Source organism: Dysgonomonas sp. 511 (genome assembly GCF_010501105.1).
Taxonomy (GTDB): Bacteria; Bacteroidota; Bacteroidia; order Bacteroidales; family Dysgonomonadaceae; genus Dysgonomonas.
This window is the reverse complement of record NZ_QVMQ01000006.1, coordinates 100,029-111,389: the sequence shown is the minus strand read 5'-3', so window position 1 is coordinate 111,389 and position 11,361 is coordinate 100,029. Positions and strand designations below refer to the sequence as shown.

At 37.0% G+C, this 11,361-nt stretch carries 10 protein-coding genes; 7 read left to right on the top strand and 3 right to left on the bottom strand.

Translation table 11 applies throughout. The annotated features are described in order from the left end of the window. Window positions 1-89: 89 nt before the first annotated feature. The 6 genes from D0T57_RS04070 (at window position 90) to D0T57_RS04045 (ending at window position 6,270) form a co-directional block, all read left to right on the top strand. Window positions 90-1,232 (top strand): hypothetical protein, encoded by a 1,143-nt coding sequence (locus D0T57_RS04070; protein ID WP_163271142.1) that lies wholly within the window; start codon window positions 90-92, stop codon window positions 1,230-1,232. A gap of 54 nt (window positions 1,233-1,286) precedes the next feature. Then, window positions 1,287-1,571 (top strand): hypothetical protein, encoded by a 285-nt coding sequence (locus D0T57_RS04065; RefSeq protein WP_163271140.1) that lies wholly within the window; start codon window positions 1,287-1,289, stop codon window positions 1,569-1,571. 69 nt (window positions 1,572-1,640) lie between these two features. Further along, the gene (locus tag D0T57_RS04060; protein WP_163271138.1) at window positions 1,641-1,955 is read left to right on the top strand and encodes an RNA-binding protein; all 315 of its coding nucleotides are present in this window, start codon (window positions 1,641-1,643) and stop codon (window positions 1,953-1,955) included. Window positions 1,956-2,175: 220 nt separating this feature from the next. After that, the gene (locus D0T57_RS04055; protein ID WP_163271136.1) at window positions 2,176-3,447 is read left to right on the top strand and encodes a PKD domain-containing protein; all 1,272 of its coding nucleotides are present in this window, start codon (window positions 2,176-2,178) and stop codon (window positions 3,445-3,447) included. A 9-nt stretch (window positions 3,448-3,456) separates the two neighbouring features. Further along, complete coding sequence (locus D0T57_RS04050; protein WP_163271134.1) at window positions 3,457-5,166, top strand: hypothetical protein; 1,710 nt, start codon at window positions 3,457-3,459, stop codon at window positions 5,164-5,166. 84 nt (window positions 5,167-5,250) lie between these two features. Next, a complete protein-coding gene (locus D0T57_RS04045) occupies window positions 5,251-6,270 on the top strand; it encodes a hypothetical protein (protein ID WP_163271132.1) in 1,020 nt (339 codons plus the stop codon). A 61-nt stretch (window positions 6,271-6,331) separates the two neighbouring features. Here D0T57_RS04045 and D0T57_RS04040 read toward each other — a convergent pair whose 3' ends face one another. The 3 genes from D0T57_RS04040 to rmuC form a co-directional block, all read right to left on the bottom strand. Next, a complete protein-coding gene (locus tag D0T57_RS04040; protein ID WP_163271130.1) occupies window positions 6,332-7,621 on the bottom strand; it encodes a phage integrase SAM-like domain-containing protein in 1,290 nt (429 codons plus the stop codon). Between the two features lie 325 nt (window positions 7,622-7,946). After that, the gene (locus D0T57_RS04035; RefSeq protein WP_163271128.1) at window positions 7,947-9,233 is read right to left on the bottom strand and encodes a tyrosine-type recombinase/integrase; all 1,287 of its coding nucleotides are present in this window, start codon (window positions 9,231-9,233) and stop codon (window positions 7,947-7,949) included. Between the two features lie 361 nt (window positions 9,234-9,594). After that, a complete protein-coding gene (gene rmuC / locus D0T57_RS04030) occupies window positions 9,595-10,854 on the bottom strand; it encodes a DNA recombination protein RmuC (RefSeq protein WP_163271126.1) in 1,260 nt (419 codons plus the stop codon). 106 nt (window positions 10,855-10,960) lie between these two features. Here rmuC and D0T57_RS04025 point away from each other — a divergent pair, with 106 nt between their 5' ends. After that, window positions 10,961-11,305 carry a hypothetical protein gene (locus tag D0T57_RS04025; RefSeq protein WP_163271124.1) on the top strand — a complete coding sequence of 115 codons (345 nt, stop codon included), beginning with the start codon at window positions 10,961-10,963 and terminating at the stop codon, window positions 11,303-11,305. The last annotated feature ends 56 nt before the right edge of the window (window positions 11,306-11,361 follow it).

Below are 11,361 nucleotides of genomic sequence, written 5' to 3'. Positions count from 1 at the left end.
CTTTCTAAGATACTAAAAATCAAGGTCTTTTCAAAATAATAACAGGCTTATTATCAGTCAATTATTTCCCTTTTTATCCTATTTTTGTCATGTACTGTGACTCATTTACCGTATCAGCGGCACAGTTAGCAAATGCGTCTTTTGGAATTAATATAAGGCATGATTATTTAACCGGTACGGTCTATATCCGAAACCTGAAGATTGAACGGGGAACCAAACCGACAGACTGGAGCCCTGCCCCGGAAGATATCAGCACCCGTCTGACACAGATAACATCAACCGGAGTATATACCGGTACAGTCGGAGCCGGCCAGATTAAGGTTGATTCCATATTAATTGTCGGAGGGAGCTCTTATGATGGCAGTATATCAGTCCGTGATGCATCCAATAATGTAAAGGTAACGCTAAACCGTTCCGGGATTACTGCCGTTGGCGGTACTATCGGAGGCTGGTCAATCGCTTCCAACCAGATATCCAAAAACAGCGTTATTCTCAGTTCTGATGGAACTATATCCAACGGAACAAAATGGAAACTGGCAAATGACGGCTCCGGCTATGTCGCAAACAGTAATATAAGCTGGACAGCTGCCGGGGCTGTAACCATTACCGGTACAATTAATGCTACTTCAGGAATAATCGGAGGATTTAGCATTAGTGGAAATAAGCTTACAAATAAGGCAGCCGATTCAGCCCTTATTTTCAATTCCCTGAGTGGAGCGTCTTATGTTTCGATAAATGAAAGTACTTATACATTATTGGCTATGAGAGCAGACTCTGCCAGGACAGCAATAAGCATCCAGACTTATGCCTCAGGAGCCAAGGGTATTACAATTATTGCCAACGCAGGCTCAACCAGTGCTATTGAATCTTTCGGCCCCCATCTGTTTGGACAACGGTCAGGAGAAAAGTGGAATGCTCCGGGTGTTTTATTTTCTGCATTGGTAAAACGGAGTTCCACATTATACCAGCAATGGGGGAATGGTTTAACCGTAACATCCTTTCAAAGGACAGGTACAGGTTATTTTGTCTGCAAGCATAATCTTGGACATACACAATATATTGTTGTTACCTCTCCTTACTGGGACCATAGCTCTAATGGCCACTCTAATTCATATGTCAGGGTAGAATATATAAACCCCTATGATTTTGTTCTCAGGGTGGTAAATGCTGATAATGGAAGCCAGGTGGATACAAACTTCACCTTTGCTGTGATAGGCAGGAATAAATGGTGATAACTTTTTATCAGCGATACTCCTATTCTTAAACAAACTTTTAAAATATAGAAAATGGACATACTGAATGTAATAACAACTAAAAACGCTACCAGCACAACAGAAAATGCGGTATATAATCTGGAATACAGCATTTCGAACAGTAATTTAATAAAAGTAATGATTACCATAATTGGTATAAAAAAAGAAGAGCATGCAGAAGATGTGTATCTGGGACATATCCTATTTGAAAACGGAAACATAACCGCCTCAATAATAGAAAATGCACCGGTTCCAAAATTATTCTCTGACTATGAAAACCTGATACGGCAAATTAAAAAGGACGTAAATCCCCAATAAAAAATAATCACCAGTCAAACTATCAGAGCAAACAAACTCTATTCTTAGAAAATTATAAACAGAATAAGTATGGAGTTAACAATTAAAGACCGCCTGTATATTCCGGCATTACTACCGAAAGAAGGGAATTTCTCACAATTCAATATTAAAAAGGAGATCCTTCGTAAGATTGAAATATCTGACATCGAAAAAGAAGAACTAGGATTAAAAGAAAATACTGAAACCAAGCGTATCGAGTGGAATGTAGAAAAAGATATTCCATTAAACACAGAATTTTCCTCCCAGGAACTGGAGTATCTGAAACAAGCCTGTGAGCGTATATCAGATGAGCAACTACCTGACGATATGTGGAGTACGGTCGAGCGGATATATAATGGAGAGTAATACCTTATGTAAAGTTATAATCAGATAGATATTGTGATACCGTTTTTAACCAGATTACTATACATTATAGCTTTACATAAAATTGACATTTTTAGAAATTTCTCAATTATTCTATGGATTACCATAATCGAACTATAGTTAACTAAAAAATCAGATTGAAAATTATTAATTATTTTTACTATTATCAATCTGTTTCTCTTCATGCTACGAAGAAACGAAAGTGCTTGTTAACTCAGAATTTCAGGCAACTATTCAGAATGACAATTATACGGCACCGGTTTCGGTCAGTATAAAGAATAGTACGACTGGTGCTGATTTCTACAAATGGTCTTTTGAGGGTGGCTCTCCGGATTCATCCAATGAACAATATCCCGGCACTGTGATCTACAACAAAGCGGGAACATATACCATAACTCTTGAAGCATGGAACAACAATGAAAGGGACGTTAAGGAATTTACCTTTTCTGTTGACTCAACAGTTCATGTTGAGTTCAATACGGAAATTTTAATCAATGATTTTGCTCCGGCAGAAATCAAAATTACAAATCTCACTACCGGAGCATCGGCTTTCGAATGGATATTCGATGGAGGGGAACCGGCATCATCCAATGAACAATTTCCGGAGAATGTTATATTCGACTCTCCGGGAGAACATAAAGTCACATTAACTGTGAATAATGGGAGGGAAATTTTTTCTACTACACAAATTATTAATTTGTTACCTAAGATCGAAGTCGATTTTGAGATAGAACCCTCTTTTGATGATTTTGACTATGAAGTTCCATTTACAGCCAGCCTTATTAATAAAACACAAAATGGATTAACCTACTTGTGGCGATCGACCGGAGGCACTATCGTTGATAAGAATGCTGAAAATACAGAAATCACCTTCACATATCCGGGCACCTATACAATTACCTTAGAAGGAAACAATGAAAAAGAAACCAAAAGTCTTGGAAAGGAGATAACCCTCAAGGCCAATACAAATCTTTATACATTGAATAATGTAAAATTCGGTATAAAGAAGGCAGAGGAAACGATAGGTTGTTTCTACTCCTTGTCTGAGAGGAAAATATTACCTCAAAGTGAAATTAATTCAACTAACGGGCAAAATATCAACCTTGTTTTCTTTGGACTGGATGCAAGTTTCAGCCGTTGTTATTTCCTTTCGCCGGCTGATGCCCTATCCTCCGGATTCGCTTCGATTCCTAATCCAACACAAACCTATTTTATCAACGATTTGAATCAATCGGCTTTAACCTTTACCGATACCGAATTTGATGAAATGGTTAACGATGCCAAGCTGAAAACGTTGGGCATAAAGGCCGCGAGCAACACAACGTCGTGGTTTACCAATGTGTTTATCCCCCGATTCGTACTGTTTGAAACTGAGAATGGAATAAAAGGGGTTATCCGTATCAAAGCCTTTGTTTCACAAGGTAGCGATTCGTATATACTAGCAGATATAAAAGTACAAAAAGAGCCGGCATAATAAAAAAGGATGAAAAATAAAATATTGTTGTTACTACTGGCAAATATCATATATGGAGCTATTTATAGCCAACAGGTTGACTTGGATAATATCGGTAATATAACCAAGAACAAGCCTTTCACCTTTAATGGTGGTATTTCTGCCGGAACTGTTATGTATGGAGGAACTCCACAACCCGGAAGGCAAGACTGGACTTATTATCTGAATGGTAGCCTGAATGCCAGTATATACGGGCAGGTAAATATCCCTATCAGCATTAACCTTACGAACCTGGGAGCAGACTTGTCTTACCCGTCACTGCCAAACCGTTTCAGTATCCATCCCACATATAAATGGGCTACGGCACATATTGGGGATGTCTCAATGACATTTTCCCCTTATACGCTAAATGGTCATCAATTTACCGGAGCCGGAGTAGAACTGAGTCCGGGAAAATTCAGGATAGCCGCTATGGGAGGGCGTTTATTAAAGAAGGTCGATTATTCGGTAGAAAACCCGGAAATAATGCCTAATTACAAAAGAATGGGGTATGGGTTAAAAGCAGAATACGACACAGATAAATATGCTGTTGGGGTAACATATTTTGGAGCAAAGGACTGTAAAGACGAAGATATGAGGATTACTTTCGACAGTTTGGGAGTAATGCCGATGCAAAATTCAGTGCTGGCTTTTAATACAAGAATCAGTTTGGTAAGCAACCTGACGCTGATTGCTGAATATGCAATAAGTATACTGACCCGGGATCAGAATGCCCCTAAAGAAAGTGGTGGATTGGTAAACAATATATTTAATAAACGGACCTCTACCAATACCTATAATGCTTTTAATGCAAGAATAAATTATCAACTTCTGAAAAATACGATTGGGATAGGATACGAGCGTATAGACCCCGATTATCAAACACTTGGCGCATATTATTTCAATAATGACTATGAAAATATTACATTGAATTTTGCACGCCCATTCCTGAAAGATGATAAAGCCAATATCGCTGTCAGTTTCGGAGTTCAACGGGATGACCTGAATAAAGATAAGGAAGAATCTACCAACAGGTATGTAGGTTCGATAAATCTTAATTATACACCTACGGAGAATCTTCAACTATCAGCTAACTATTCTACATTTCAGAGCCACAGGAACATCAAATCCCAGTTCGATTATATAAACGAAACTTCTCCATATCAGAATCTGGATACGCTGAATTTCACCCAATTATCTCAGAATCTTGATGGTTCGATAATGTACACTTTCAAAAAGACAGAGAAACAAAACCAACGAGCCAGCCTGAACTTAAGTTACCAAACGGCCGCTGATAAACAGGGAGGAATATCTATTCCCGGAAATGTATCCCGTTTTGTCAATTCGGCTTTGGGATATGGAATTTCTTTTATTCCGCAGGGTGTTAATATCAATTCGTCATTTAATGCTTCTTATAATTATGGAGGAGGTACAGAATCTTATACGTTGGGGCCAATGCTCGGGGTAAGCGCAAACTTATTGAAAAAAACATTGATGACGGGTTTTTCGACATCTTATAATGTTAACCTGAATGATGAAGAGGTGCAGGCTAAGGTCTTAAACTTGAGGGTTAATGCATCTTACAGGATATTAAAGAAGCACAGTTTGAATGCCAGTTTTGTATGGCAGAACAGGGATATTACAAGTAGAGGGAAAACTGATTTGACTACTACTACGGTTTCGTATGCGTATAGTTTCTGAAAAGTTTAGTTGATAGTTTTACAAATACCTTAGCATTCGGTTAATCTTTATTGGATATGATAAACTATTCTTGATAAAGAATATATGTACCGAAGATTTTTAAATAATAGCGACTATCTGGGAATAATAACAAAGGATGCTTTAGTCCAGATGACACGTAATAATACAGAGCGTTTTATTCAGGCGGAGGAATCGGCGGAAATGAGTATTATTGAGTATCTAAGTGAAAATTATGAAATAGAGAGGGAACTAAACAAAGGGAAGTACATTGCTGACTATAACAGGCAAATCTCTTATCCGGTCGGGGTACATGTATATTATGAGGATAAAATATATGAAGTAATTCGTTCATTGAGTGGATTTAAAGCTCCGGCAAGCTTAGACTACTGGGGCGAACATTCGGATATTAATTTAACCCCAGATACTATTCCAAATTATTCGCAATTTAAAACATATTACCCAAATGACATTGTTTCGTATAATGGCGTTTTATATATCTGCCAGCATGAAAATGGGTATAAATTCGGTAATATACGGATACCGTTGGTAAATGGCTGGTTGGAAGCAGACTTTACAACATGGCAACCAATAGACTATTCGTTATGGAATATTGTTGAATTTGAAGGGGATTTCTATACTTTGCTTTCATTGGACAATTTTGATAATAACATAAACCCTATGGAATCTGATAACTGGGGAGCTATCGCTGATTATAATTCGGAATATAATGAATATGAATTATCAGAACATGAGTATGTAGTTTATAATGGTATAGTATATTATCCGGAGACAGATGTTAATGCAGATATGCCTCAAATCGGAATCAACTTATCATTACATGACCCCCGGAATTACAATCTGAAAAAACATATGGTGCGCTTAGCCATCTATGAACTTACAAAGCTAATTGCACCCAATAATGTGAGTATCGTTCGCATTCGGGATTATGAGGATTCTATGAAATGGCTCTCCGATGCTTCGAAATTGAAACTTAATCCACAAATACCAAGGAAGCTGGCTGAAGATAAAAAGCCTGTTACAGACTGGCAGCTTGCTACGTTTCAGAGTGATTATGATCCGTATAATAATCCGTGGATGGTATGAAAAAAGAGTACGGGATATACATCACATATATCCCATATTACATTGTTTTCAATAAAAATGTTTACTTGAAAGTGTTATTCATTTTCTGCTTTGTTTTAGACTGTTCCATCACTTTGTAATAATGTTTGAATATTATTTGAGGACTATTTCCTGCATGTTCAGCGACAACAGCTGGATTATAGCCATCGTTGATCATTTTTGTTATGAACGAACCACGAGCGGCATTCCATGTGATTTTATCCTCATAAGAGACTAGAATACGAATTTTTTCCAATGTTTGATTTACTTTAGTACAAAGCCTTTCAAGTCTTTCCCGTTTTTGTTTTTCTGTTATGTGTTTGTGGGTAAATATAGGAAACACAAGATTGCTATATCCGGTTCCTTCATATTTACTTAATATTGCTTTTGCTTTGTCGATAAGGGGAACTCTTGCATCCTTACAAACTTTTATCCTTTCATATTCGAGAGTATCTCCGGATTTAATTGCCCCCCAGTTCAAATAGGCGACATCAATATTACACATACCTCCAGCGTAAAAACTGAATAAAAATAAGTCTAAATGGAATCGTTCTATTTTTGAAAATTGAATCCTATCCAAACCTTCTATTTTTTTTATAACACTATGTGGAATAGATTTCGGAATAAATTTGGCATGTTTCATTTTTGATTCTACACACTCGAATACACTAACGTCTGCATTCGGATTTTTTAATGTGCCATAAGCATAGTTTACGACAGCTTTCAATTTTTTCAGACGTTGTATAAGACTACCTTTGTTCCCGTTTTTCTCTCCTCTCTTTTGTAAAAAAGTGGAATAATCATTAATGAAATCTTTTGTTATGTGGTTAAAATGAAAAGACTGGAACTGTTTATTGTATACTTGTCTTGTAAATTCACATAAAGACGACTTCAAGAATTTATATTCCCTGACATTAGAGTAACTAGATATTTCAACTCCATTCTTGAAGCGTTTCTTATTCTCGAAATATTCTATAAGGATATCAATGGTCTGGTATATTGATTTTACCACAATTTTGTCCTGTTCTTTCCTTTCTTCGAAATCGAAACATACAGCCCACTGTGTCGGAGACCAAACCCGGTCTTCCTGGTCCCAGACTTCAGCTACCTTTTTGTATTTACTTTTTATGCCAGCCAGAAATTTGTTTTTTTCTTCATTTTCACTGGAATTTGATTTGAATTGTTGCTTCTGAGCATCCCAATCTTTAAAATCCCCGGTAATATCTAAAACTTTTTTAGCCCGGCAAAATCCTGTTTTGTGAAAAATAAGGGTTAGCTTAACTTTGCTTTGATCCTTTTTCCGTTGTTCGCCTTTTACGATAATTGAATTCATTCTCTTTTAATTAAATAACTACATTAGGCACCCAAAGTGCTGTACAAGTTTTGTACATGAAAGATTAGGGAACCTTGTTTGCAGTTGTTTTAGAAAAGAGAAAATAATTTCTATAAAATTTACGAACAATGTGCAAATGTGCTGAAAATCAAAAATATATCAAATGGAAAAATATGAAAAATAAAAAGAAAGGATGTCGCCAAAACTTTCATTCATTTTGCAAGTGACACCTTTAAGAATATTATAATTTCGATAAAAAGGCCGTGACTAATCTCTTGGATAAATCACAGCCTTACTTATTATGTAATACCAGACAGTTAGTCTTCTAGAAATTATTATTCATCCGTTGTCTTGTTTCCGATTGTTCCATCACCTTGTAATAATGTTTGAAAATTATCTGAGGGCTATTTCCTGCATGTTCTGCAACTACAGCCGGGTTGTATCCGTCATTGATCATTTTGGTTATGAAAGAACCACGGGCTGAATTCCATGTTATCTTTTCGTCATATCCAATTAATACACGTATCTTTTCAAGAGTTTTATTTACTTTAGAGCACAACCTATCCATTCTTTCTCTTTTTTGTTTCTCTGTAATATGTTTATGTGTGAATATAGGAAAAACATAATTTTCGTAACCTTTGGTTTCATACTTATTGATTATTGATTTTGCTTTATCAATAAAAGGAACTTTAGCGTCTTTGCAGACTTTAATTCTTTCGTATTCTATAGTTTCATCAGATTTGATAGAGTCCCAGTTCAAATAAGCAATATCAATATTGCACATACCTCCGGCATAAAAGCTGAATAAAAACAAATCCAAATGAAATTGTTCAACTTTAGAAAATTGTGACCTGTCGATATCCTCTATCTGCATTATTACACTATGCGGTATAGATTTAGGAATGAACTTGGGTTGTTTCATGTTCGATTCTACGCTTTTGAAAATACTTACATCTGCATTTATATTTCTCAGTACAGTATTTGCATAGTTTACAACAGCCCGAAGTTTTTTAAGTCGATGGACGAGACCTCCTTTGTTTCCGTTTTTAGCACCTCTTTCTTTCAGGAAGTCTGAATATGATTTTAGGAAATCTTCAGTTATATGGATGAAATGGAAAGATTGGAATTGTTTCTTATATTTCTCTCTGGTGAACTCACATAAGGACGATTTTAAGAATTTATACTCTCTTACATTAGAATAGCTTGACACTTCAACTCCGTTTTTAATACGTTTCTTGCTTTCATATTGTTCAATAAGCATATCAATAACTTGGGAGACTGATTTTACCTGCAATTTGTCATGATCCTTTTTCTTGTCTATGTCAAAACAGCCGGACCATTGTGCAGGCGACCATGTGCGTCCTTCCTGATCCCATAATTCAGCGACTTTCATATATTTCCCTCTTATTTCAGCCAACTGTTTGTTCTTCTCTTCATTTTCACTACAATTAGGCTTGAATTGCTGCTTTTTTGAATCCCAGTCCTTAAAGCACCCTGTAATCTCCAATACCTTTTTCGCCCGACAGAACCCTGTCTTATGAAAGATCATAATAAGTTTTACCTTACCTTTGTCTTTTGTTTGTTTCTCTGCTTTGATGTTAATGGTATTCATACTCCTTGGATTTTATAACCAAAAAGGCATTAAAATCGCTACACATGTTTACTACACATTAGAGAGGGGTATTTTACCAACTATGGTCTATTTTAAGGAAAGGACACCGTTTTAACGGTAACATAAACCAGCGTTTTTTCGAATGAATATCAATAACTTATAAAATCAATTACTATAAAGAATAAAAAAGAAAAGGTTGTCATCCCGACAACCAATCTTCATTGTTAACCTTAAATCTAATACCATGAAAAACACAGTACAAAGATAGGTGATTTTTTATGTTATACAACATGTTTGCCAATATTTTTTTCAAAATTAACTTTATTTTACGTTTAGTGTACGATTTACATTTATTATTTCGTCAAATATCGCTTTCCGGAAGTTCTTTTTGGGCCTTCACTCCCAATTCTTTAAGCATTTGAGCCTGACGGATAAGATTCCCATTACCGTCTTTCAACTGCGAGAATGCTTTATCGTATGCTTTTTGCGAACGCTCGATATTCTTCCCAACATCCTGCAACGTATCCACAAAACCCGCAAATTTATCGTAAAGGGCTGCTCCCCGCTTGGCTATTTCTATCGCATTACGGCTTTGATATTCCCGTTTCCACAGGTCGGACACTACTTTGAGCGAAGCTATCAGATTGGTAGGGCTGATGAGTAATATGCGTTTGCGATAGGCATAGTCCCACAACCCCGAATCGAGCTGCATAGCCAGAATATACGCCGGCTCGTTGGGCACAAACATCATCACAAAATCGAGAGATTCCACATAGTCCTGATACGATTTTTTGCTCAATTCGTCAATATGCTGTTTAACTGATGCAATATGTTCTTTTTCTGCACCTATTTTCACATCATCTGTCGCAGCCTCTACGTAACGCACATAAGCACTCAGCGACACTTTCGAATCTATAATAATCTTGCGTCCGCCGGGATAGACCACCACCACATCGGGCTGCATATAGCTTTCCTGCTCATTCTTTATGCGATTGCCATTTTCGTCTACAATAAATTCTTGCGTATAATACTCTTCGCCCTTTTTCAGCCCCGACTTCTCCAGTATCGATTCCAGAATCATTTCGCCCCAGTTGCCTTGCACCTTATTATTTCCTTTCAAGGCTTTTGTCAGGTTATTGGCATCTTCGCTTATCTGGTTGTTGAGGGCAACAAGGTCTTTTATCCTTTCTTCGAGAGAGAAACGCTGTTTCGACTCCTTATCGTAAGTTTCCTCCACTTTGGTTTTAAACTCTACCAGCTTTTCGTTCAGCGGTTTGAGGATTGCTTCCATATTTGCCTTGTTGACATCGGTAAAGCGGATAGTCTTTTCCTCAAGAATCTGGTTCGCTAGAATCTGGAAATCTTTATTGAGCTGGGTACGGGCACTCAGCAGTTCCTCCTGTTGATTTTTAAGCTGTTCTTCTTTTGCCTGCAAAGCAGCCTTCAGTTCGGCTTGCTGGCGTATATACTCTATTTTTTCCTCACTAAGCGATTCCTTATCTGCTGCAAGGTGCAAGGCCTCATTTTTCAGTTCCAACTCACGCTGCCTATTTCCGCGTTGCATAAAAAAGATAACCACTATGGCTAAAACTAATATAATCAGTGCGTAAACCAGTTCCATATTTCATTTGTTTTATAACATCGAAGGTATTTAAAATATCAGCGTTAACAAAATTTGCCTCAAAAAACTTGTAAACAATCGGTCGCCCTAATATATTTGCCTGTAGATGAAAATAATATACAGTAAACATTTTCCACCTAAAGGATTTGGTGCTATAAACCTTTTTGGCTTGATTATTGCACGCAAAGAGTATGGGAGGCTAACCAGTGTAGAGAAAGACCATGAGTTGATACACACACGGCAAATGCTGGAAATGCTCATCATACCCTTTTATCTGTCATATGTTGCCGAATGGCTTATCAGATGGATACAGTATGGAGACAAGTATAAGGCATACCTCAACATATCGTACGAGCGTGAAGCATACCGCAATATGCACGATCCTTCGTACCTGAAGAAAAGAAAACTATACAGTTTTATACATTATTATAGGAAGGAGGCGGAGACATGACACGGTTCATATATATATTATGCATCATATTTTCAGGCGTTTCGTGCGCCCAAAGC

What these genes read in the sequence shown, in the direction of transcription:
- D0T57_RS04065 (WP_163271140.1), top strand. Translation starts at nt 1,287, where the DNA reads ATGGACATACTGAATGTAATAACAACTAAAAACGCTACCAGCACAACA.
- D0T57_RS04060 (WP_163271138.1), top strand. Translation starts at nt 1,641, where the DNA reads ATGGAGTTAACAATTAAAGACCGCCTGTATATTCCGGCATTACTACCG.
- D0T57_RS04050 (WP_163271134.1), top strand. Translation starts at nt 3,457, where the DNA reads ATGAAAAATAAAATATTGTTGTTACTACTGGCAAATATCATATATGGA.
- D0T57_RS04025 (WP_163271124.1), top strand. Translation starts at nt 10,961, where the DNA reads ATGAAAATAATATACAGTAAACATTTTCCACCTAAAGGATTTGGTGCT.
- rmuC (WP_163271126.1), bottom strand. Translation starts at nt 10,854, where the DNA reads ATGGAACTGGTTTACGCACTGATTATATTAGTTTTAGCCATAGTGGTT.
- D0T57_RS04035 (WP_163271128.1), bottom strand. Translation starts at nt 9,233, where the DNA reads ATGAATACCATTAACATCAAAGCAGAGAAACAAACAAAAGACAAAGGT.
- D0T57_RS04045 (WP_163271132.1), top strand. Translation starts at nt 5,251, where the DNA reads ATGTACCGAAGATTTTTAAATAATAGCGACTATCTGGGAATAATAACA.
- D0T57_RS04070 (WP_163271142.1), top strand. Translation starts at nt 90, where the DNA reads ATGTACTGTGACTCATTTACCGTATCAGCGGCACAGTTAGCAAATGCG.
- D0T57_RS04040 (WP_163271130.1), bottom strand. Translation starts at nt 7,621, where the DNA reads ATGAATTCAATTATCGTAAAAGGCGAACAACGGAAAAAGGATCAAAGC.